General features: G+C 38.7%; 19 protein-coding genes and 4 pseudogenes. 5 read left to right on the top strand and 18 right to left on the bottom strand.

Annotation, left to right across the window (positions count from 1 at the left end; translation table 11 throughout):
* Positions 1 to 1,209: 1,209 nt before the first annotated feature.
* The 5 genes from HOP45_RS16220 to HOP45_RS16240 form a co-directional block, all read right to left on the bottom strand.
* A complete protein-coding gene (locus tag HOP45_RS16220; RefSeq protein ID WP_181350434.1) occupies positions 1,210 to 2,058 on the bottom strand; it encodes an NmrA/HSCARG family protein in 849 nt (282 codons plus the stop codon).
* A gap of 289 nt (positions 2,059 to 2,347) precedes the next feature.
* A complete protein-coding gene (locus HOP45_RS16225) occupies positions 2,348 to 2,890 on the bottom strand; it encodes an NADPH-dependent FMN reductase (RefSeq protein WP_181350538.1) in 543 nt (180 codons plus the stop codon).
* A gap of 259 nt (positions 2,891 to 3,149) precedes the next feature.
* Entirely contained in the window at positions 3,150 to 3,914 is a 765-nt protein-coding gene (locus tag HOP45_RS16230; protein WP_181350435.1) for an arylamine N-acetyltransferase family protein, read from the bottom strand.
* A 405-nt stretch (positions 3,915 to 4,319) separates the two neighbouring features.
* Positions 4,320 to 4,652 (bottom strand): DMT family transporter, encoded by a 333-nt coding sequence (locus HOP45_RS16235; RefSeq protein WP_181350436.1) that lies wholly within the window; start codon positions 4,650 to 4,652, stop codon positions 4,320 to 4,322.
* A 90-nt stretch (positions 4,653 to 4,742) separates the two neighbouring features.
* Positions 4,743 to 5,069 (bottom strand): DMT family transporter, encoded by a 327-nt coding sequence (locus tag HOP45_RS16240; RefSeq protein ID WP_181350437.1) that lies wholly within the window; start codon positions 5,067 to 5,069, stop codon positions 4,743 to 4,745.
* A gap of 107 nt (positions 5,070 to 5,176) precedes the next feature.
* On the opposite strand from HOP45_RS16240, the gene HOP45_RS16245 reads away from it, so the two are divergent.
* Positions 5,177 to 6,031, top strand: coding sequence for a LysR family transcriptional regulator (locus HOP45_RS16245; RefSeq protein WP_181350438.1), 855 nt, complete (start codon positions 5,177 to 5,179; stop codon positions 6,029 to 6,031).
* Positions 6,032 to 6,605: 574 nt separating this feature from the next.
* Here the strand turns inward: HOP45_RS16245 and HOP45_RS16250 are convergent.
* A complete protein-coding gene (locus HOP45_RS16250) occupies positions 6,606 to 7,895 on the bottom strand; it encodes an MFS transporter (protein ID WP_181350439.1) in 1,290 nt (429 codons plus the stop codon).
* A 168-nt stretch (positions 7,896 to 8,063) separates the two neighbouring features.
* Here HOP45_RS16250 and HOP45_RS16255 point away from each other — a divergent pair, with 168 nt between their 5' ends.
* Positions 8,064 to 8,507: an Lrp/AsnC family transcriptional regulator gene (locus HOP45_RS16255; protein ID WP_181350440.1), complete on the top strand. Its 444-nt coding sequence runs from the start codon at positions 8,064 to 8,066 to the stop codon at positions 8,505 to 8,507.
* 486 nt (positions 8,508 to 8,993) lie between these two features.
* Here HOP45_RS16255 and HOP45_RS16260 read toward each other — a convergent pair whose 3' ends face one another.
* The 4 genes from HOP45_RS16260 to HOP45_RS16275 all read right to left on the bottom strand — a co-directional run bounded on the left by HOP45_RS16260 (position 8,994) and on the right by HOP45_RS16275 (position 12,051).
* Positions 8,994 to 9,575, bottom strand: a complete 582-nt coding sequence (locus HOP45_RS16260) for an MFS transporter (protein WP_181350441.1) — start codon at positions 9,573 to 9,575, stop codon at positions 8,994 to 8,996.
* On the bottom strand, positions 9,575 to 10,213 hold the full coding sequence (locus HOP45_RS16265) for an MFS transporter (RefSeq protein WP_181350442.1): 639 nt from the start codon (positions 10,211 to 10,213) through the stop codon (positions 9,575 to 9,577). Before HOP45_RS16265 ends, HOP45_RS16260 begins: the two co-directional genes overlap by 1 nt.
* Positions 10,213 to 11,007: a metallophosphoesterase gene (locus tag HOP45_RS16270; protein ID WP_181350443.1), complete on the bottom strand. Its 795-nt coding sequence runs from the start codon at positions 11,005 to 11,007 to the stop codon at positions 10,213 to 10,215. Before HOP45_RS16270 ends, HOP45_RS16265 begins: the two co-directional genes overlap by 1 nt.
* A 153-nt stretch (positions 11,008 to 11,160) precedes the next feature.
* Complete coding sequence (locus HOP45_RS16275; RefSeq protein WP_181350444.1) at positions 11,161 to 12,051, bottom strand: LysR family transcriptional regulator; 891 nt, start codon at positions 12,049 to 12,051, stop codon at positions 11,161 to 11,163.
* A 120-nt stretch (positions 12,052 to 12,171) separates the two neighbouring features.
* On the opposite strand from HOP45_RS16275, the gene HOP45_RS16280 reads away from it, so the two are divergent.
* Positions 12,172 to 12,825 (top strand): pyridoxine/pyridoxamine 5'-phosphate oxidase, encoded by a 654-nt coding sequence (locus HOP45_RS16280; RefSeq protein WP_181350445.1) that lies wholly within the window; start codon positions 12,172 to 12,174, stop codon positions 12,823 to 12,825.
* 420 nt (positions 12,826 to 13,245) lie between these two features.
* On the opposite strand, the pseudogene ltrA reads toward HOP45_RS16280, so the two are convergent.
* The 6 genes and pseudogenes from ltrA to HOP45_RS21050 all read right to left on the bottom strand — a co-directional run.
* Positions 13,246 to 15,049: pseudogene (gene ltrA, locus HOP45_RS16285) on the bottom strand (group II intron reverse transcriptase/maturase).
* Positions 15,050 to 16,035: 986 nt separating this feature from the next.
* Positions 16,036 to 16,462, bottom strand: a pseudogene (locus HOP45_RS16290) (ArsI/CadI family heavy metal resistance metalloenzyme).
* A 67-nt stretch (positions 16,463 to 16,529) separates the two neighbouring features.
* A complete protein-coding gene (locus HOP45_RS16295; protein ID WP_181350447.1) occupies positions 16,530 to 17,060 on the bottom strand; it encodes an NAD(P)H-dependent oxidoreductase in 531 nt (176 codons plus the stop codon).
* Positions 17,061 to 17,112: 52 nt separating this feature from the next.
* Entirely contained in the window at positions 17,113 to 18,171 is a 1,059-nt protein-coding gene (locus HOP45_RS16300; RefSeq protein ID WP_181350448.1) for a flavin-containing monooxygenase, read from the bottom strand.
* A gap of 54 nt (positions 18,172 to 18,225) precedes the next feature.
* Positions 18,226 to 18,681, bottom strand: a complete 456-nt coding sequence (locus HOP45_RS16305; RefSeq protein WP_181350449.1) for a MarR family winged helix-turn-helix transcriptional regulator — start codon at positions 18,679 to 18,681, stop codon at positions 18,226 to 18,228.
* A gap of 1,286 nt (positions 18,682 to 19,967) precedes the next feature.
* Positions 19,968 to 20,102, bottom strand: a pseudogene (locus HOP45_RS21050) (Na-translocating system protein MpsC family protein); the annotation flags it as partial.
* Positions 20,103 to 20,174: 72 nt separating this feature from the next.
* Between HOP45_RS21050 and HOP45_RS16315 the strand changes: the two are divergent.
* Positions 20,175 to 20,399 carry a hypothetical protein gene (locus HOP45_RS16315; protein WP_181350450.1) on the top strand — a complete coding sequence of 75 codons (225 nt, stop codon included), beginning with the start codon at positions 20,175 to 20,177 and terminating at the stop codon, positions 20,397 to 20,399.
* A complete protein-coding gene (gene desA / locus HOP45_RS16320; protein ID WP_181350451.1) occupies positions 20,396 to 21,448 on the top strand; it encodes a Delta(5) desaturase DesA in 1,053 nt (350 codons plus the stop codon). The genes HOP45_RS16315 and desA overlap by 4 nt, the downstream gene beginning before the upstream one ends.
* 60 nt (positions 21,449 to 21,508) lie before the next feature.
* On the opposite strand, the pseudogene HOP45_RS16325 reads toward desA, so the two are convergent.
* Together HOP45_RS16325 and HOP45_RS16330 are read right to left on the bottom strand one after the other, a co-directional pair.
* Positions 21,509 to 21,934 (bottom strand): annotated as a pseudogene (locus tag HOP45_RS16325) (IS3 family transposase); the annotation flags it as partial.
* Between the two features lie 770 nt (positions 21,935 to 22,704).
* Positions 22,705 to 23,826: a cupin domain-containing protein gene (locus HOP45_RS16330; RefSeq protein ID WP_181350452.1), complete on the bottom strand. Its 1,122-nt coding sequence runs from the start codon at positions 23,824 to 23,826 to the stop codon at positions 22,705 to 22,707.
* Positions 23,827 to 23,830: the final 4 nt, after the last annotated feature.

Raw genomic sequence — 23,830 nt, forward strand, 5'->3', positions numbered from 1 at the left:
ATTACTATAATATATGCAAAGAAGATTGATTTGCTTTAGACAGGTAGCATAAATGATTAAAATGTGTAGAATTAGATATTTTCTCATCATAAATTTTATGTAGAACCACCTCTAACCATTCGGAGCCGTATTTATATCTCTGAATATACTCTCTAAAAAACAAGCACTCCAAACTTTTCTTTTAATTCAAACGCCGCCTTATAAGCATCCAACAGATTACTTCTTATTTGCTCATCTGGCTCTGTAAGGACAGTACCATCAATATAAGACGAATATTGTCCCAAACCATTTATATAATGTGAGGCTATTATCTTGGATGGTTAGTAGTTAGTCTTTGCATTCTCTCCGCTATTAAGTTAATTCTTTAAAGATTCTTTCTTGTGCTGGTAGACTTCTTATTTACTGTGAATCTCTTAGCATACACTTTTATGATTAAAATTATTTACACAAAAAAACCTCTCAAAGTTCTGTGAACTAATGAGAGGCTAATATTTTGCTTTTTGAATGACAAAAAGTATGTCATCCAAGGATTACATTAGGCTATGAGCGCCTTTATAATAGGGTTTTGGGCGTTATTACATCATGCCGCCCATTCATTCGCTTAGTTAAAAAGACTATAACAGAACCTGTATAACCTTGTTATACCAAGGTTTTCCTTAACAACTAAAATGATTAAACACAATAAGTATTAATACTTTATGAACAGTATCCAGTCATAATCCAGTCACCAAAACATCTCCTAGATTTCATTAAAAGAAATGGATTTTTAACCGTTTGGGCTAATAAATTTTTAAAATATGTGGTTCACAAACTGAATGAAGGAATTAACGCTGTAGAATAGCTAATGGGTAAACCATAGAGATGCTATTTCCACCATTTCGATAGGGGTAAGCAAGCCCATCCACCAAAATACAGTAAAAGGATTAAGAGAGGTGTGAATCCATATGTTTAAAGAATTGAGATTCTACAATCGGTGGGGCTATTCCATCACTTTACCATTCATCCGTTCACCCCATTGATGGAGAAGGTTATTATACCTGGTCAATGGCAAAACTAACCGGATACTGATCTGCTGCACTCAATTCCTTATTTTCTTTGTTATCTGATGCATTTCTTCTCTGTTTCATAAGATACCCTTACCTTTTCTGTTGCTTAATAAAATCACACAACTATCGATTCATTGATTATACATTAGCACCTTTTTTCTTCTTAAACAAATGGATCCCATCCCGAATTTTTAACCCAGGTTGATAAATCAAGCAATTCGGGATGAACTTTACGTAGTGAAGGAATGTCAGCTTGATACCCATCAGTTTCTAACCATTCAAACATTTTATTTTTCTGAAATTGATCCCTGGCAGACTCCAAAACTTCACATGGCGTATCAAATACTTGACTAAACACTTTTGCCACTTCTGAAAGCGTCACTTCGTCCCCGGCAATTTCAATGGCCATCCCCTTGTATTTTTCCGGGTTGTTAAAGGCAATTGCAGCAAACGCCCCAATATCTTGCACCGAGATGATTTGTAATTTCGTATTCACATCCATAAATCCCTGTATCATCAATTTTTGTTCATGAGCTTGACTAAATCCTATAAAGTTTTCCATGAAACCAGCTGGACGGAGAACCGTAAAAGGTAAACCAATAGCACGTACATATTTCTCAACTTGCCACTTTGTTTCAAAATGGGGAACCTCACTATCTCTTTCAGCGCCGCCGGCCGAGCCATATACAAAATGTGAGACGCCGACCTGTTTGGCAACATCCGCTACTGTTTTCCCTTGTTGGATCTCTTTTTCAGAATCCTTTAAATACAAAGGTTGAACGCTATAAACACCGTAAACTCCCCGCATAGCTTCCAAGAGAGATTGCTGATTATCCATATTCGCTTGAACGACTGTGGCGCCCTTTTTTTGCAGTTCTTGTGCAGCCGGTTGATCCGTGCGCCGCGAAACCGCGCGCACGGACCATCCATCAGCTAACAACTTCCTGGCAACTGCGCCTCCCTGTTTTCCCGTGGCCCCCAACACTAAAATAGTTTTGTCTAAATTTGTCATGGAGAAGTCCTCCTTGTATTTTATCATCCCTGCCTTATTGTTCCTTGAACTCTGAATAGACCATTTATGAAAATGATCTGTGGTCGAATTTTACCTCCCCCTAAAACTTAGGGAGTTCAAGGGCAAGTTTTGTTATTAATTTATTAATTCCTACTAAGAGATCTTCAACAATCTGGCCCGTTTGTTGAATTTCACAATCCAGCTTATCAACGTAATCGTATCAAACTTTATTTCAAACCCACAGAAGATACATTATCTTCCAATTGTGATTTTACTGCAAATGTGTCTCTTATCGTATTTTTTTTAATGCACCATTCCATGCGATTGTTTCATCTAACATGTCATTTACATTGTTAATGTGAAAATCAGCCGGTTTAAATATACTGGTATCCTCAAAATCCGTAAACAAGGATAATGTTGGATGTTTACGAACGTCCGCAACTTGTAATTCCCCCAAAATCCCACGTAAATGTTCAGCTGCACGAGCCCCACCTGTTGAACCATAGCTTACGATTCCTGCTGCCTTATTTTTCCATTCTTCGTGTGCTGAATCAAGTGCATTTTTTAACGCTCCTGTAATGCTGTGATTGTATTCTTGGACAATAAACACGAAACCATCTAAGCTAGATATTTTTTCTGACCATGCGATTAAACCTGGTTCTTTTCCAGTACCTTCTCCCAAAAAAGGCAATTTAAAATCTGCTATATCTACGATTTCATAGTTTGAATCTCCTCGTTTATCAGCAATTGCTTTTACCCATTTTCCAACTTGTGGGCTGACACGTCCCTGACGTGTACTTCCTAAGATAATTCCGATGTTCAATTTTTTCATTTTTTCCTCCTCAATATTTTTCAAACTTTCGAATGTGTATTTATTCATTATTGGAAAAGAAGATAATGGAAAGCCGTCATCCGAAACAAAGTGGAGGATTTTATTGAGTTTCCCAGCATTCGGCGTTCCATCTAAAGCGAGCACTAAATTATAAGCTTCTTGTTACTCTTCGAGACTGAAGGAGTCGACCCCTTCCATTCCACTTATATTTCGGCATAGAAGGATTTCACTTATCAAGTTCTATAGCTTATATAGATCATCAAATATTCTCCATTTCAATCCCAAATTGACTAGCACTTAGTTGTTTAAGCCTTTCTGAATCAATACTTTCCTTACTTTTCGAGCCTTTTTTCATAATCGTATATGTTTGATCTGTTAACGTTATATGCCCATTATCTGTTACTTTTGTTAACAATAAAGATTTATTAAAAGGTGATGCTGGATGAGTCGTCACGACATCTTTCATATAATTTAAATATGATTCATCGACCGGCTTTAGAAAAAAGGAATAACTTGTTTCCAAATTCCCATAATGATACTTTTCAAGAACGTATTCGCCCATTTCTGTTTTTTCACTTTTTATTCGATATTTACCCGTCAAGGATGTTACAAAAGCTCCGGTAAAAGGAACAGGCTGTAAGGCAAGGTGTGAGCCAAAGCCCACATCTATCAAAAATTGTTCACGACTTTTCGTTAACACGATCGCCAGGTGTGTTCCGTTGAGGCCTGGATCATTGCCAGATACAGTCGCAGAAATCATTTGAACCTCAAAACCAAGTTCTTGTAAGAAATAATAAAACACCGGATTCAGCTCATAACACAGTCCACCACGATACTGATTGATGATTTTTCTTTTTAAATTGTCAACATTAATTTCAAAGTCTTGCCTCTGTATAATATCTAAGTTTTCAAAAGGGACATTCTTTGCGAATTCGAACATTAACTCGGGTAAATCATCAAATTGAACATTTTGATTGCCTTGATACTGTATTCGTTTATAAAAATCTTTCGTAAAGTGATTCATCATTTTTCACTCCTTCTTGAATAGATAAATTTTATCATTTCTCTCATAGTACAGGATCGTCCGCGCATTCACTACTCAAAGGAAGTTCATATTCAAGAGTTGCTTGATGAAGGAAAGAATCATACCTTAGCTCTGCCAGAGGAAAATTATCCGATATTTAAGGAAACGAAAGTGACGGCTAACAAGTATGGAGAAATCACTATAGACAATAAGTAAGAGTATATTCCTAAAGAATACACACTTTCCGATAATAATCAACATCTCAAATGTCAACTTAAATGAAAAGTCTTGTAAGCTATAGTCCGGTATAACAGTTGATCACCCATTGAAGTTTTTGAATGGTTATCAATTTAAGTCCTTAAGGAAATCCAAATGTACGACCCTCGATAAATTGATCTTATCCATTTATGCTTCTTCCGTATCTCCTCCAAGTTGAATTGCAGCAAGACCACTGATTACCAAGATAACCCCTCCAATCTGAATGAGTGTCAATACATCGTTAAGAAACACCGATCCTATGAGTACCACCGATAAAACCCCGATTCCTGCCCAAATCGCATATCCTATTCCTATGTTCATTCCTCGTTTGAGGCTTAGTGAAAAAATAATATAAGAAGACACAGAAAAGACAACAGTTATTGCTGTCGGTAATAGCACTGTAAAGCCATCCGTAAAGCGAGTGGTAATAGCAGCTGCAGTTTCTAAAAAAACAGCAATGAAAAGGTACAAATATGCCATGGCTAATCCCTTCTTTTCGATAAGATTGGTAACATTTGCGCTTCACCCTATAAGTATCCGATAAAGCGCAACCATAATTTTTGAAGCTCCTCAAATCTGTGCACCGAGTTCCAGGGCTGCGCCCCCTCCTATAATTAAAACAACACCTATCGCTTGAATCTTTGTAAGATACTCTTCAAAAAATATCTTGCCGATAATAACCACTACCAGAATGACACTAACTCCCGCCCATATGGCATATCCAACACCTATGTTCATTCCATACTGAAGACTTATGGCGAAAAAATAATAGGAAGCTATAATTGCAGCAGTAACAATCACGCTTTGAATAATTTTTCTAAAACCATCAGAATATCTGCTGGCGACTGCACCGATAACTTCAGAAATAATTGCTAGTGCAAGAAAAAGGTATGCCATTGTTGTTTCCTCCTTTTGGTTTATACATCGAGTATAAATGGATATCGACATCATGTATAATGATTATTATAGATATAGATATCACTAATAGTGATGGAGGGATTATGATGGAGCTAAGTGATTTGAAATTGTTTCAAGCAATAGCTGAAGAAGGAAGCATTTCACTTGCGGCAGAAAAGTTAGGCTATGTACAGTCAAACGTGACAACGCGCTTACGTCGATTAGAGGATGAATTAGGTATCCTTCTTTTTTATAGAAGACCAAAGGGAGTACAGATATCAGAGAAAGGTATGCTTTTTCGGCAGTATGCAGATTCAATTTTGCAAATGGCAGATGAATCGATTAAAGTACTGCAAGATCACGGCACGCCAACTGGAGCGCTACGACTAGGAATAGTTGAATCAGTCACGTGTGGAAATTTTATGAATATTATATCTGCCTACCAATCACAGTATGAAAAGGTATCGCTTAGTTTAGAAACGGGAAATGCTTATGAGTTGATGGAGAAAGTGAAGAATTATGATCTTGATGCAGCATTTGTGACGGGTGAGCTGACCTCAACAAACTTCACCATCGATTATATACAAACGGATGAAATTGTTCTGTTGTCCGGAAAAGAATTGAGTGTATCTTCTTTATTAGAGCAGAAGTGGGCAGTGTCTCCAAAGGGATGTACGTTTAGAAGGAAGCTGGAACAGTGGCTCAAAGACGAAGGAATAATTTTGAGAAATTTCATTGAAATTAGTTCACTTGAAACAATTTTAAGCAGTGTGAATGCAGGAATAACATCTACATTACTGCCTAGGTCCGTATTAAAGGGCTGCTCTTATGAAAATTTACATGTACATCCTATACCTGAGCCTTACCAGTTCATTCAGACTGGGCTTGTCAGAAAGAAAGAAAAGTACACTAGCTATGCATACAAAGCTTTTACTGAGTTGATCAAAGCGCAAGGATTATAAAGGGTAGTGACACGGTATTACCCTGATCAGGATTGATGTGACAGGGTAATCGCAGTTAATCAGCTAATTTTTTCAAAATATGATCAGGGGGCGTTTTTAACAACACAGACAGAAGATGATCAAAATTTTAGTGTTACCATGTTTAAATTAAACTTTATTTTAAACCAACACGGTAAGCTGTTGATCAAAGGATTAATTAATAAGGGTGATGGTTTTATTTTCCATCCGCATTCTATATCCTATTTCCACGCGTATCTCGGAGTACCCCCTTAGGGTTGTAGACGTCAAGTCGATTTTTACACTTTTTGCTTGTTTGATCATCGTTAGTGTATTCATTACTCGAAGGAAGTTCGAATTCAGGAGTTGCTTGTTAGTTTACAAGACCCTCGCCCTCTAACAAAGGAAGTATCCAACATAGGTCATCGCGGCCTCAAAAGTATAAAACATTACCACTTGTTTTATTGGTATTGAACAAGTGGTAATGTTTTTTCCAATGTTTTAAAGGTATTTATTTAAACTTTATTTTAATCACACACTTCGGTAAAGAATATTGGGCAAATCCAAGGCCCGTGAATTAACACTCATTTTTACTATTGGATGTTATTGATTTTATTCCTGAATATTGACTGACGGACTGTTGTTTTGTTTCGGGCAATACCAAACTAAGTAATGTAGCCATCAATAATAATACAATAGCTGATACAAACGCTGTGTTGTAACCCCCTGTAAGATTATATAAAACACCGGGGATATAAGCGCCAAGAGCAGCCCCTACTTGATGACTTAAGGACAGCAGTCCTAGGGTGAAACCGACTGAATGCTGTTTAAAGTATTCTGTGGCTAATACCGATGTAGGGGTAATCGTCGCAAAATCAACTAATCCAAATAAAATTGCAAAGGTAAACAGTAAAAATGTATGGTCCATTACAAGAAGAAGTATGATAGAGATTGCCCTCAAACTATACAATAGGGCTAAGAAATGCTTAGGGCTCCATTGATCGGAAATTTGTCCTGACAACAACGTGCCAATGATATTAAAAGCAGCTAGTAAGCTCACGGCTATTCCGGTTGCACTATCTGTAAAACCGTGTCCATGCGAAAAAGGGATCAGATGCGTATCCATCAACCCCATCGTGGTATAACCACATATAAAATAAGGCAATGCCAGATACCAAAACTTACGCGTGTTGAACCATCGTTTAGACTTATTGGTTGCATTAGCGTTTGTTCCATGGTCTTTTTGGTTATTTTGTTGTAGCCCGTAGCCTCCATAGGGTTGTATTCCTTTTTCGTAAGGGAACGTTCTTAGAAAAACAAACAGGAGTGGAAAAGCAATGACACTCAGGAATGTACCCAGAGCTAATACCGTCCATTCCCACGCTATTCGGTTAATCAAGAATAAAGATAACGGCACAAACACCAATTGCCCGGCACTCATTCCGGAAGTGATGATACCAAGCGCGAGTCCTTTCTTTTTTTGAAACCAATTTGCTACGGCTACTGTTGCAGCTACTCCGGATGCACCCCCAAAACCAATTGAAGCCACGATGCCATATAACATAAATAACTGCCAGGGTTGGGTAACAAAGAATATGAGAACAGCACTTAATCCAACCATGAGTGTACTGAACGAAAGGATGTTGCGTATGCCCCATTGATCAATCATTTTGCCAATCAAGGGTTGAGAAATACCATAAATGATTAAACTAAACGTCACCAGCAGTGAGATTGTGCTTCGATCTGTTTTGAAAGCATGTTCCCATGGAATGATAAACGCACCGATAGATGATCTGAAGCCTTGTACCGTGAGCAAAGCCAAAAAGGATAAAAGAAGTATAAACCATCCATAGTGTATTCTTTTCATCTTGTTCACCCTTTCTTTCTTTAAAATCCCCACCAATATTTGCATTATAGAATACTATAAGATACTTTTGTATATAGAAATGAAGGCATTTAACCATAATTGCCTTCCATTTGAATGCATTAATATCTCATTAGTTACGTATTGCAAAAAGAAAGGAATGACTCAACTATGGATGATATTGATCGAAAGATTTTAGAACTTCTTCAGGAAGATGGGCGAATAACCATCATTCGACTTGCAAAAGCATTACATCTTAGTCGCCCAAGCGTGAATGAGCGGTTGCGCCGTTTACAAGATAACGAGGTTATTCAAGGTTTTACAGCACGTGTTGCCCCGGAGAGGGTGGGAAAAGGTATACTTGTGTTCATTCAAATAGGCAACCTTAAAATCCAGTGCCAAAAATTTGAAGAAATAATTCAAGGAGAGACAAATGTATTAGAGTGTCACAGGGTGACAGGGTCAAATAGTTATTTTATGAAAGCCGCGGTAGCCTCGATGAAAGATTTAGAAGAACTTGTTGACCGGCTTATCCCTTATGGTCAAGTAAACACATCTGTGATTCTTTCATCACCGATTCTTTCTCGTAACTTGCTACCAACAGATAATGATTGACTTTTTAACCTTTGAAAAGCTATAAAGGTAGATCCGACAATTTTAGGGCATTAGCCCCTCAAGATGATTTCAGTCTGTTGGGCTTTCTCGACAGGCTGAGATGTGAGATACAATTACTTTTGTTTTTCCCCCACCTTTCCGATTAGTTACCGACTTTATTTGTAATTTAAAATTAACTGTTGCACACTGATGACAATTAGTATCCAACTTTATTGTAAAAGCCGTCGCGTTCGTTCCCATCCGAAAGTTTTTGGATATACAGTAACCTAACTTACAGAATCAATAATTTACGAAGGTCAACCGAGCTATATGTCGTAAGGAGCTAATCCCTAGGCAAAATTGGTTGCTATATAAAAAACCATACGAAGTTTCGTATGGTTTTAAATGATTCTTTATGAAATGGACGTTCCACATTAAGGTTTCTCGAGAAAAGGCTGCTCGATTATTTACTATAGCACCCGTTTTTTAAAAAATGGTCAATCTCATTCAAAGTAATTTATATTTTTCTGCTTCTTTCATAGACATATTGAAGCTCAAAAACACACCAAGACTAAATAACGAACCACCTGTTATCCAATACAGTACAGATATATTGAAGACGTCACTTAATATATAGCCAAGAGTAGGCCCCATGGCCGCACCCACATCAACCACTACAGTGTAGGTGGTCATTATAGGAACTTTGTAGGAATTAGACGCAACGTCAGTAGCAAGTGAATCTGTTAATGTTACAATCATCGTCCAGGTAAGCTGCAGTAAAAGTAGTACGACAAACCAAACGAACAGCGGTAACCTGAATGGAAGGATGGTAAAGCATCCCGCTCCGAGAAAAAGTGCCGTAATCAGAAATGGCGTTCTTCCTGTTCGATCTGATAGTTGACCAAAGCGTGGTGCAAGGAAAGGATCCCAACTCCAACGCATAGCTTGGATCACCCCTGCAAGCGTTGCAGAACCGATAACGATTCCGAAAAGACTGAGGGAATCAGAAAAATTAAGTTCAATCATCCGACTCAATGTCGACATATAAATTCCGAAAAATGCCATAGCCATAAACAATCCGGTGATCATTACCGGAACCACATTTTTGGTTTCCAAACTTGCTTAAAAGTGCTACGGCCGGATTCATCTCTCTTTTCATAATCACTGACATTATCAGGAACATAACGAATAACAAACGGTATGTTAAGAAGGGCAGCAGCAGCAAAAATAAATGTCACCGCTTCGATTCCGATTAAATCGACCAGAAATCCGCCGATAAGCATACCAGCTAATCCACCCAATCCCCATAGTCCATTGTACTTTCCAATTAGAAATCCGTGGTTCTGTTGATTTGCAACTTCCAGTATGGTAAGAAACCCGCCCAGGCGCAAGAACGCCCATGATACGCCCCATAAGCAACGCATAAAAAACAATAGCCAAAAACCACTAAAAAAACCGTAAGAACATGTTGTGATCACGGACAGACCAACTGCAATAAGTACGCCAGTTCGTTTGCTGATGCGGTGGTAAAGCCAGCCGACGAAGGGATTAAGCGGTAATCTTACCAAGCGATTAATAGACAACAAGACGCCAACTTGCCAGAGAGCAGTTAACCCGAAACTTTTCCAGTAAATTGGAAGAACAACATAAAGCATGGTATCACCGAGCAAGCAAACAGCAGTAATCAAGGCAATGACTACGACTGGCTTTTCCGCTTCTCTTCTCATTATAGATCGATCATTACTGATGATTTATCCAATTCTTCCACAAAATTATTTCCCACCCAGTTATGTACATAGCCAAATGGTTGACATATAACTTTCTTTCCATGATGCTCAACAACACCGTGGCGTTTATGTGTATGCCCAAATACAACATAGTCAACATTTTGATACCGATCCACTAACTGGCCAATCCGATTGCTGCCCATATAAGCTTGACAAAAATTCATTTTGTCGTCATCTGGGAGCCATGTAAGAAACTCTTTGTATGGAATGAAATGGTTGATAAACATTACTGGATTGTCTTTATATTTTTCCAGATCAACACGCCAATTTTTCAACATTTTGTTTAAAACATCTTCATCGTCCATTTCCCACCGAGCATAGAACGCATCCTTCCAAATGTGTTTTTTCTCTTCTTTAAATTTGATTTGTGGCACATGTTGTAATCCAAGTGAATAATCATACCATCCCATATCGCCAATTACTGTATGCCCCCCGAGTTTAATAGGTTTATTGATATAACTTGGGTGATTATACATCAAGTCATAGCTGTTCCACGAGTTCTCTTTATTATCTTCAGGTACCCAGACATCGTGGTTCCCAGCGATAAAGTACACGTCCTTGTTGGTTTCAGCTTGAATTCTTTCAACAAGTTCTATTGCATCTAACGCTTCGCCTGCCAAATCTCCTGCAATGATAAACACATCGCACGACTTTCTGCTTAACCAGTTGATGAATTCCGAAGTTACACTTCTGCCTAATAATTCTTCATTAATATCTAAATGTAAATCAGACATAATTAGAGCCTTCAACAAATATTCTCCTCGCTAATATGTGTTATGAATAGTATAAAGGCAGTTTTATCATAAAAATAATATATATTTTTAAGTGATTAATAAATAATATTGATGATATTAAGAAAACACCTGTTTCAACTATAAAATAGCAGATCAGGTGTTTGCTAACTCATCTTTTATCAGAGAAATAAAGTTGGCTGTTGCCGATGAAAGTTCTTCATTACTCCTGGTACAAAGTTTTATCGGATGCTTTATAAAAACATCTTCGACAAAAACCCTGCCAAGCATTCCGTTATGTAGATCTTTCTTCACTGCTAGTGCAGAAACCAGGGCAGCACCGTAGCCAGCTTTTACAGCTTCAATGGACTCGCTCATCCCTTCGATTTGGATGACAGATTTCGGCTCATTGAGGTTAGCTGCTTCACATAAATTGATAACTTTTCCTCGTGTCGCACTCCCCTTTTCTCGCAAAATAAACGGTTCTCTCATAAGCTCCTCGAGTGAAACTTCTTTTCTGGCAAATCGATGATCTCTCGGCACAATAAAAATAAGCTCATCATCAACCAGTGTGTAGGATTCAACCCCTTCCTCCTGCTGTTCACGGCAAACGAAAGCCGCATGTACAGAATAGTCCAGTAAACGTTGGTAGGTCCAATCAGAGTTTCCTTTATACAGTTGAACATCTACCAGAGGGTATTTTTGTTTAAACTTGACAATCCAACGCGGTAATACTGTACTGGCAGGTAATTGGGTTGAGCAAATACGCAAACTTCCCCGCTTTCCTGTTGAAAAATCATCCATCTTTGTCTCTATTTCTGCTTCGAGAGCGAATAGACGTTTTGAATAACCTGCAAGTAATTCACCGGCCTCTGTTAATTGAATGGATCGTCCTTTAGAGGTGATCAACTTCATTCCTATTTCTTGTTCCAATTTACGAAGTTGTGCTGTCACTGCAGGCTGACTGATTAAGAGACTTTCTGCTGTGCGTGTCACACTCCCTGATCTAGCCACTCGTGTGAATATACGCAACGCATGAAGATTCATCATGACCCCTCCAATCATAAGTAAAATTGATGATTAGCTTATAAATATATATTGGATTTATTAAATGATTTCCTTTATTTTAAAATAAGACACTACTATTCGTAAAGAAGGTGCAGGATCATGAAGCCAATAAAGGATATATTAAGGAACTTAAAATCTTTAGCCGGTCCTTTTCCGGATTTTTATACAAAAGATTTACCTCACAACCCTTCAGATTTGTTCATGGAATGGTTGAAAGCTTCGATTGAGGAAGGAGTTCATGAACCTCATACGATGACATTATCCACCGTTGACGAGGTAGGTGCAGCTGACGCGAGAGTATTAATTCTAAAAGATGTAACTCGTAATAGATGGTATTTTGCAACATCAACCACAACTCGAAAAGGAAGACAACTGAAATCTTACCCTAATGTGGCTTTAACGTTTTATTGGTCAGAGATTGGCAGACAGGTTCGGATCCGTGGAGTAGCTTCTGAAATGGAAGCAGAGACAAGTTCAAAAGATTTCTTGGAAAGATCGAGTGGAGCCAGGGCACTAGCTTTAATAGGAAACCAGAGTAAGGAATTGAAAGTACGCGAAGATTTAGATGAAGCATTATTGAAAACGAAGGAATTGGTAAAACAAGCACCCGATACTGTAAACCCTAACTGGAAGTTGTACGCAGTTCATGCAAACGAAGTTGAATTTTGGCAAGGGGATCCAGAACGAAAACACATCAGGGTACAATATCAGCGTCATGGTGAACGTTGGGGATATCGTTTGTTGTGGCCTTAACTAACATATCCCATTTGATTCAAGAAATCTATAAATACATCTAGTGCTGTTAAACAAATTTCTTATGCCGCAAAATTGCCCTTTTCTGTAAGGGGCTTAAGTGCCTTTAAACCTTATATTCATAAGGTCCCGAACCCATCTCGTTTATTAGACCAATTTTATTCCTATGAGCCGCCAAATGTAAAAACTTACATCACTTCTCAAGATGAGACTTAACGCGAAAACACAGACCAAAAATTTTTCTTTGGTCTGTGTTTTGTTTTGAAATAATACGACAGGTGCTCTTAATTACATAATCGTTAGCAATAGGTAAGCGTTTGAAGTTATCTTCAGCTTTTCCCCTGCTCCACACCGAACGTGCTAGTTTCCCAGCATTCGGCGCTCCATCTAAAGGTATGTACTACATTATAAGTTCCTATGTTACTCTTCGAGCCTGGATGCGACGATCCCTTCCACTCCACATACCTTTCGGTATTGATTGATTTTATCTAAGATCAATCGATTCTGTGGTAATTGTTTAAGATAAACCTTTATCTTTTACATGAATCAGTCGATGAATATCCTTATGAAGAATACGCAGGTTTTGAAATTGATCGCTTCCTCCAAGATTCTTTGGCACATAGTGATGACAGTGAACGTCTTGTGCATGGAGATACTCACCTGTAATTTCGCATTTCCCTATCTTCATACTATACCGACTAATACGATTATCCAGGTATTCGACACTTCGATTGGGTAAAGAAGACTTCATTAAGTGTCTAATTTCTTTATGGATATCTGGGCGAAGACTTCTGTGTATCTGTTCTCTGCCTTTCTTCGTGTAAAGCGAAAGCTTTGAACTGAAGCTCATCGCATGAAATGTTTTCACATTTCCGATGGGAAATAGATACGTACCATTGATATAGATCGTTTTCGTTCCTAAACTAAAGGTTCTCTTATAAAAAGGCGGTGGCTGAAAAGGATGTTTTAACGTTCCAACCGGTCGAAGGCGGTTCACTAAAAATGGTTTAAGATCGTAAGCAAGACGTGAAAACACAAGATTTACATGAGTCGCTCGCTTAAAGTATTGGTGAAGTCCTAGAACAAAACTATTGTAACGATGAATGTTCTCAGCAGAAGGCGAAGCTTTCATTCTTCGAATGAGTTTCTTCGCTTCCTGTTTGATTTTCTCGCTTTTTGAAGAAATGACCCCAGTATGGGCCACTCGTTTCTTACCCTTTTTATTCGCACGAATGGTGAACCCTAAGAACTCTGATTCTCGTTTTCTTAAGTTTACAATTTGAGATTTTTCTGGAGAGATGTCCAGCTTTAAGCGCTCTTTAAGGTACAGACGTACCGCGTGGTACCACCTTTGCGCTGTCTTTCCATCCCTGCATAGAATTTTAAAATCATCAGCATATCGGACCAGGTATCCCTTTTTCAGGTTCGTTTGTTTTCTCGCCCGTCTTCTTGCGTCATCTGAACTGTAAAATTTCGACAGGGGGAATACTTCCCATTGGTCCGCAACCCATTGATCTAAATCATTTAAGACGACATTCGAAAGAAGGGGAGATAAGATTCCACCTTGTGGTGAACCCTTCTCAGGCACTCCTTCCCCATCAATTTCTGATTTTATCATTTTAGAAATACAAGCCAGTACCTTACGGTCTTGAATACCGATATTCCATAGTTGCTTCTTCAATAGACGGTGATTCACGTTATCAAAGAAGCTTTTAATATCTACATCAACCACGTAATGAAGTTGACTATGGTTAATCAAAAACTGTATCCTTGCCATAGCGTGATGAGCAGACCGGAGAGGTCTGAAACCGTAGCTATGTTTGAAGAATTGAGATTCTACAATCGGTTCGAGAACTTGTTTGAAGCATTGTTGGATCACTCGATCTAAGATGCATGGAATCCCAAGAGGTCTCCATTTTCCGTTCTCTTTTTCAACCCATTCTCTTCGAACTTTCTTCGGGTGATAGTTTCTAAGTTTGGTTCGGACTTCGTTTACCAGATTCTTTTCGGATAGCTCTTTCATGTCATCGATGGTCTTCCCATCGGTTCCTGGTGTTTTTGATCCCTTATTGGTTTTAATCATGCGAAAAGCGAGCAGAATGTTTTCTCTCGATATGATGATTTCATATAAATGAGAGAACGCATTTCCCTGACTCGCTTTTTCATGAAGATCCGTAAAGGTCTCCGTCATATTATAATAATCCCAGTTTCGCAGCGTTGACACTGTGGCATCCCTCCTTTGGAGCGATGTTCCCACGTTCCTACCCGATCGGCGCCATTCACGTTAGGAAAATAATCGTTTCATACTCTAGACTTGGGGCTATTCCTCCACTTCCATTACAGAATTCTCATCAGTCATTCCCCTACCCTCACAAGGATAAATGCTTTTCAGCATAGCTTTATAGCAACCGTTTCGGGTGACAGCCCTTGATTCAACGTTCCTTGCTTTCCAAGTACCATACAACGTAGCTATCCATACTAGACGTAGATGCTTCCTATAAGCCTGTGAGCTCGATACCGCCATTGTTCGGTATAGCGTCTTTCAGAGGGGGCAGTTTTACTCCACACCACTCACGTCATCGTAAGATGACCTGTAAGTTTCCCTACATTTTAATCTTTAGACCCTTACCTTCGGAATTTCGTCAGTTCCTATTTCAAAGAACGATTCTCACCTTATCTAGTTTTTCAGCCGTGAGGCATATCCGTCGGCATACCTTTAAGGCTTCGGCCTTCGTTCTGCCCAATCTACCTGTGCTTCACACTCTAAGATCTGCCCGTCTTAACGCATGCAGGAGTGTTGACGGGATGGTTTCAGGAAACATGGATCCTTCATTCCCATCCTCCGTTGTACAGTTGAAATTTAATTAAATAAATTTCCTGCCTTTCACGCTGAAAAGAGTTTATAGCAGAACTTGTCGCGCGCCCCCTATTCCGGAAGACTTGAAATCAAGATATCTTAACAACTCTTCTATATTTATACTTCCATCTGTTTATCTTTTGGTACTGGTTATCAATTCTTTTGTTTTATGTAAGACATTGTGTAAATAGTAGTTCCTGGGGTAACACCAACATTTTGACCTAAAACCCACGATAATACATTTTTTACCATAGAAAAAACGGCATCCTTTACTTTAAGGGTCAAAAAAATGTGTGCCTCTTGGATATAAGAGCAGCTTCCTTGAAGAGTTCTTTAATGAAACTCATCTTTCACTAATCATTACAGCAAGGGTTTGATGTGGTAATTGTTGTAGATGCTTTGCCAGAGTGAACATCGGCCTCTGCCTTTATAAAAAGAACTCCCACTCATTGCCATCAGGATCAGTTACCCAGAATTTATCTTGAACTGCATAACAACAGGTCGTATCCATTTCATCTCTTGCAAAGAAACCTTCTTTTTCAAGTCTTTCTTTATGCAATAACACTTCTTCTACTGTATCTAATTGAAACCCAAAATGCCCAACTTGGTTTCCCTCTACTTTATCCCTTTGATTTAAGGTAAAGTTTAATCCTGATTGTTCGAGTAAAAACTTTGCTTAGTCTTTTTTTACTTTTACAGGGCAACATCGAAAACTTTTTTATAGAACTCAATGCTATTCTCCATATTTCTTACGTTTAATCCAACATGTACGTTTAACATTAAAATCCCCTTAATATTTAAAATTTAACGCAGCAAGAACTTATGCTCTGTTACTGATGCGGAGAAGTTAGTTTAGCCCTTCGTTGGTAATATGCTTTACATAAGCTTCTGCACTTTGGTTGATTTCTTCTTCTTTGATAACGACTGTACTGTGTTGTACAAAATGAGGCAGAAAATGCATGCCTGTCAAATTCGCCGTCGCTTGTATTGGCCGAGTTAACTCGCTGATTGTGAACTGATTTTTTCCACCGGCTCGATAAGAATCCTCAGCCCCTCCAATCGATATAGCCAACACCAATTCTTTCCCTTTTAATGCTTTGTCTCCTGGTCCATATGCCCAGCCGTATAACAATACTTCATCCATCCACTTTTTCAGTAAGGGTGGCGTACTATACCAGTAAAATGGGAACTGAAAGACGATTCGTTCATGTGGAAGCAATAACTCTTGTTCCCGTTTTACGTCGATTCGCTCGTCTGGATACTTCCCATAAAGATTATGAACGGTAACTTCCTGCATGCGTTCAAGCTCCTGCATCCACCTTGCATTAACGCGTGATCTTTGCAAGTTAGGGTGAGCAATCAAGGCGAGTATTTTCATGAGATCTACTTCACTTCCTTCACTACAGAATCGTGATGATGTTCCGGAACAATCAATTTCTCAGAAAGCGCAATAGCTTTTTCACAACGAATTCAGCGTCTGGCCCCACCCCCCTTAATGTGGCAGAAGAAAATGAACGCTGACCTTCCAAACCGACATAGTAAATACCAGGAACAGATGTACTGATACCGGCTACCTGCAAAGGTTTCCCCTCTGCGTCCACTGCACCGGTAGGGGCAAGGTGTGAAAGATCATGACGATATCCAGTCGCAAAGATGACCGTATCCACTGGCTCTCTCTTTTCGTCTGGCCAGATCACACCATTAGAATAAAAGGATGTAAACATAGGTAGTTGATCCGGTTTCCCCGCAGCTAGTCGCTCCTTGTAATCACCCAAATCAGCAGCTCCATCGGGAATTGGAACCTCTTTTCCAAATCGCCAAAATGGAAAGGTATCTAGGCCGACCACTCGTATCCAAAAATGTAAATCTTGCCCCCAAATCCTTTGTTTCACGAGTTTAACGGGCTGCCGTACTGCTAAAGACGTTCGACTGTGCTCGGAGAGTTCAATGCCAATTTGGACGGCTGAATTTCGGCGTCCAACCACCACTACTCTTTGATTGGCAAAACGTTCTGGGCTTCGATACTCAGAAGAATGCAGAACATGACCTCGGAAGGTTTCTTGCCCCTTTATGTCAGGGGTAAATGGAATATGAAAGGAACCGGTTGCATTAATGATGGTTTTGCTGTGAAGGATATCTTCAGAATCTGTATGAATTCTAAACAATCCGTTACATATATCAACAAGCTCAACTTTCTGGTTTGTCATAACCGGCAACTGAAATTGTTTCATGTAATCATGCAAGTAATGAATTACCTCATCCCGTGATGGATACTGATCGGGAATTCCGGGGAATTTCATATCAGGTAGTGACGAAAATCGTGTTGGAGAAAATAATTTCAAACTATCATAATAGAGTGACCACGAGCCGGTTGGCTGCTCACCTGCTTCTAAAATCAAAAATTGCAACCCCTTTTTTTGCAAATGATGTCCCGATGCAAGTCCGGCTTGCCCTCCTCCAATCACAACGGAATCCCATACTTTTGTCATCAAAACCTACCTCCTTTTATTTATTTGCATTTTGCAATTATAAAACGAAAGAAATCACCCCAATGGAGGGGTGCAGCATACGCTGGATTTTGTCATTGCATTGTTCAATAGCTTGATGGAACGAATAACAGTCTCTTGTTCAAATTCATTCATGTGAGAGAAAACTTCGTTTAAGTATGCATTTATTTGCTGATCAATTGATGTTGCAACATAAGTTCCTTCTGTTGTTAAAGAAAGAATGTAGACTCTTCGGTCATCTGGATCGGGCGTCTTTTTCACTAAATTCATCTTGATTAACGATTGGATTTGTCGGCTAAAGGTTGTGATATCTGTACCCAATACATCTGCAACTTTTTGGACGGAAGCTTTATGCTGGTGATCAATCTCATAAAGTATATGACTTTGTATTAATGAAATATCGAACCCACCGGCCGAACAGCAGCTTTTATTGAGAAAACCAAAGTGCCGAGTCATTATTTGAAATTGTGCACGAAGATCTTCGTTTTTCATTTTTGTTCACCTCTAATTTATTTATACATCATATATTTGCTAAATGCAAATAAAATAAATTTAAAACACGGTTTCTTAACTTACCAAGACCTTAGTTATCCAAAGTTTCAAATAGTTTATTATCTCGATATCAAGTCTTCAACTATCCTGCCCTATACTTGAAGACTCAGTTTTGAGATTAATTGTCTTGTCACTTAATAACCATTATTTCAAGATCAACCCTTTGCCACTTGCATCCTTTACAAATTTAAGAATAAAAGAAAAGCCTCCCAAAAATTTATAAACTCTTGAAAGGCTTGTAAATTTAGTTTTAAAAACCAGTCAAAATCTAGTCAAATTATTCTTAAACCCTATGATGAAAGGGGTTTGGAGGCTATCACATCATGCCGCCCATTCAACAATAATAAGACCAACAGAACCATGTTATACCAAGGTTTCCATCGCAAAGTTAATTTATAAACCACAATAAGTTTTAATACTTTATGAACAGTATCCAGTCATAATCCAGTCACCAAAAACATTACCTAGATTTCAAAAAAATGGCTTTTTTACCGTTTGTACTAATGCATTTTTAAAATATTTCGGTTCACAAACTAGAAGCGATCGATAATAAAAGGCTGCCGCAATCGCGATTGAAAACCAAGTCGCCATTAAAATCCACAAAAATTTGAGCCGGTATAATAACCTTCTCCATCAATGGGTTGAACGGATGAATGGTAAAGTGATGGAATAGCCATTAAAAGCTAGAGCCCCAGACGTTAGTAGCTACTATCGGTACATTGTTTAATGATTTCATTGTTTCGTTTCATCTTGCTGAATATCTGAATAATTTGTTTTGTTTCACTGCTAGCTTACCTTAATTATCTTCCAAAGGAGATGAACGATCACCTATTAAAAGAAAGGCCTCTTAAGAGCTTATAATCTCTTAAGAGGCCTAATAAATTTAGTATACGACCTAAAAACCTGTCAATATCCAGTCAAATTGTTCTCAAACCCTATGTTGAAAGGGTTTTTGGCGCTATTACATCAAGCCGCCCATGGATTTACTCAGATAAATTTAGGAAAATAGTGACTAAGTTAATGTATATTGACAACTTTTAATTGATTGGCTAAGCATATTTCAATAATTACAGAGATATGTTCTGTTTATGGCATTCTAATAATGTGCCCCCGCGGGGGCCTGCGTAAATTAAAAAAGTCACTTGCCAACCTCTCATGATATTTGCCATCTCCCGTAGCCCGCTTTGAATCTCAAGACGAAGTTCCGTCATTAACACGACTCTTGTTTATATTATTCGACTCTCTTCTTTTTTCCGGACCAGAATCCTTTCCATGGGGACTAAAAAATCTCGTAAATGAATCATCATAAACGGCGGTTTTAAGGTAACATATAACGAGGTCGGCCGTTTGCCAAAATAGTCTCGAAGTAACTTTCAAAAGACCCTTTTCGGCTTTTTAACGTTTTTCTTTATGGCCTCAGAGGGTAAAGGGTAATGGAATATCTGATAGATACCACAACACAAGTGGTTCATCGATCCTCTTATGTCGGGGACGTTTGCGATTTTCACACAACTCCACTTACGCAACGAGAAAGTTCTCAAGATGAAAATTATGTCAATCGATTAGTGAAAGAAACAAGTTATACAAAAATTCAAACATTGTTATCAATTGGCCGTTACGCCGAGTCAGATGTATGTTTAGAAGGGAGAAGGTTATGAGCAAACAACAACAGGCAGAGCTGAAGAAAAGGGTGGCACCGTTTGCAAAATCAGATACAAAAGTAGGGGTCGCACAGTTAATCAATAGTGTTATACCGTTTTTCTTGTTTTGGTTCCTCGCATACCAAAGTTTATCGGTATCCATTTGGTTGACCCTTGCAGTAACAGTGATTGCCGCCTGTTTTGTCGTTCGCATCTTTATCATTTTCCATGACTGCGCCCACGGGTCATTTTTCAAAAGCAGTCAAGCGAATCGAGTAGTTGGTACGTTTACCGGCATTATCTCCCATTTTGCTTTTGCAAAATGGAAACGCAGCCACATGATGCACCATGCGACAAGCGGCAATTTAGATAAACGAGGCACCGGAGATATATGGATGATGACGGTGGATGAATATATTCACGCTTCTTTTTGGACCCGATTAACGTATAGGCTGTATCGTAACCCCATTGTAATGTTCGGATTAGGTCCATTTTTCCTTTTCCTTGTAGACAATCGGTTTAATAAAAAAGGGGCTAAACGAAAAGAGAGAATGAACACGTATTTCATCAACACTTCCATTGCAGTTATCTACGCGCTGTTAATATGGATCATCGGTTGGCAGGCCTTTCTGATTGTACAGCTTCCCATTCTGTTCCTATCAGGAGCCATCGGCATTTGGTTGTTCTATGTCCAGCACCAGTTTGAAGATTCATACTTTGAAAATGAAGAGGAATGGGATTTTGTCAAGGCCGCCGTCGACGGAAGTTCCTATTACAAGCTTCCTACGGTCATGCAGTGGATTACCGGCAACATTGGTTTCCATCACGTGCATCATCTCAGTCCAAGGGTCCCTAATTACAACCTAGAAAAAACCCATAATAATGTAACGCCACTTCAACAGGCGACAACCATCACACTGGCTTCCAGTCTGGAATCGTTTCGTTTCCGGGTGTATGACGAAGCCAACAAGAAATTTGTAAGCTTTAAAGAAATGAAAAACATTTTACGGCAAAGAAAAATGAGAAGACAACAAAACCCTCGAACCCCAAACTATCAGGGACGATAAAAATAAAAAAGGGCACAGATTCCTATTTGAAGTGACCCCATAAAGTTAGACAATTATTTATTAAGCAGCTTGTTGGGCATGAGTTCGGAATTGTATGGGACTCATGCCTTTTAATTTTGCTTTAATTCGTTTGTTATTGTAATAATCCATATACTTATCTAATTCTTGCTTAAAGTGATCTATACTTTCAAATTCATTCAGAGAAATTCGGACTTCATAATTCCAAAGAAGTTTTCAATGACGGCGTTGTCATAACAGTTTCCTTTTACGTGACATACTTTGTGTTATTCCACGTTTCTTTAAGGCATGGCGATATTGTTTCATCTGGTAATGCCATCCCTGATCAGAGTGGATAATTAAGTTGTTATCTCCTATTAATCGTTCAAATGACGTTTCTAACATGGCTGAGACTAGCGAGTAAGTCGGCCTGGAATGGATGGTATAGGTGATAATTTCTCCATTAAATAAATCAAGAATAGGAGATAAGTTTATTGCACGTAAAATTTATGATAAAAAAGTTCTTAACTCATATTCAACAAAATGGCCCTTTAATGGAATAAATACCGCTTTTGGTTTTCCACTTCTCTAAAGTGAATCATTTGCTAAAAAGGCGGCTGATCCATCCTTTTTCTTCTCTAGCTTATGATCCTCCTGGTTGGCTACAAATTTGCTGTTTTGCTTCCTGGCTCTCTCTTAATGCCTGCCCCTTGCTCTCAATGCAGGGGCTTTTTTATGGATAGAGATTCGGAAAGTAGGAAGGATTATCCTTCTTTATAATATTGGGCTAAGTAAGCCAAATTGAAAAACTGTTATCATGGCGATTATCAATAGAACTATTTCACTAATAGTTAAAATAGATTGTTTTGGATTTTGAGTATATTTTCACTCAAAAAATGCTCTAACTACTAAATCCAATACAGTAAAAATTACACCTGCAAACACCAGCGGGTATAATCACTACTAACATAAGTTAATCACGCCTATACGATCGACGTTTTAACTTTCCATTATTATCTTGAGGTTAAATAAGATATCATTGTGTATGAAGAAGATCCAGTCAAAATCCAGTCACAAATATAGAACGTGAGGATACACCACTACCTTTGTTATTAGTTTTCCTTATCTTTAAAAATCTGCAACCAAAGCAAACGATGGTAGAACTAATACAATAGTGACCCGAACGGAAGGAATCCCCCTTTAAATAGCACATACTTCTACGATGCATTGTGAAATTGATGTTGAAAGCACCAATTCATTTAGCTTTTTTGTAAGCTTGGAGAGAATTCACTTTTAATATTCTGATGACCATTATTATCTGTATAAACTTCTTCTCTTTGTAGGCCGAACTTATCCATAATCGGTAAGTCACTTACTGAGAATAAGTAAACATCATCCGTTGATGTTGAAACATGTTCATGCCATGCCCAATTCGGAATCACCAAAATGTCTCCTTCTGACCAATCATAACGCACATTATCAATGACTGTATATCCCTCACCCTTATATACATGAACGACTGTTGAGCTTGTATGACGGTGGGCTTTTGATTGGAATCCTGGTGTCAACTTTTGAACACATGATGAAATATTTGGGTGCGCTGTTTCTCCATTAGAAGGGCTCAGATACTCAACAATATAACCATCATAAGGATCAGGTTCCAAATCAGATAAACTATTTAATGCTTTTTCTGTTTGTCCCCATTTATAAGCCCCAAGAGGTGTGTGTTCACTATTTCGGTCTTCAAGTGGTCTTACATGCCCTCCCGCATATTTCCTAATAGAGTAGTTATCTGGTAAAGAGGGTTGTTCAATACCATCTGGATGTCCTTCGAAAAATGATCCGTTCAAAAAATAAATTGTTGGGATATCTAAAACGTCGATCCAGAACATTGGTTTATCGCCTGGTTGAGAGTGCCCGTGCCAGCGCCCTTTAGGAGTGGATAGAAAATCCCCTTCTTCCATAAACAAGCGTTCACCATCCACAATGGAGTACGCTCCATCTCCCTCTTTAATAAATCGTAGCGCACTTTGTGTATGCTTGTGGGAAGGCGCTGTTTCACCTGGGAGAATAAGCTGTACGGCGACATACATAGTGGATGTTGTTGAGCCCCATCCATAGGGTTCGCGGTCTTCTAGACCAGGATTCTGCAAATAGATTGCTCTTCTCTCTCCTCCTCTTTCAGGAGTAAAGATTTCGGTTGCTTCCTCCAACTTCTTCTTAATTAAGTCCCATTTCCACAAATAGGGCTTAACATTTTGGTTCGGCTCTTTTGAAGCAAGTTTTGGAATCGCCTGCCAAAGAGGTCCTAGATGATGCTGTTGAATGTCATTATCAAAATCCTGAACCTGTTTACTGTTCATAAAGTTATTTTGTTCCATTTGT

It is taken from the genome of Thalassobacillus sp. CUG 92003, from assembly GCF_013618635.1.
In the GTDB taxonomy this organism is placed as follows: Bacteria; Bacillota; Bacilli; order Bacillales; family Halobacillaceae; genus CUG-92003.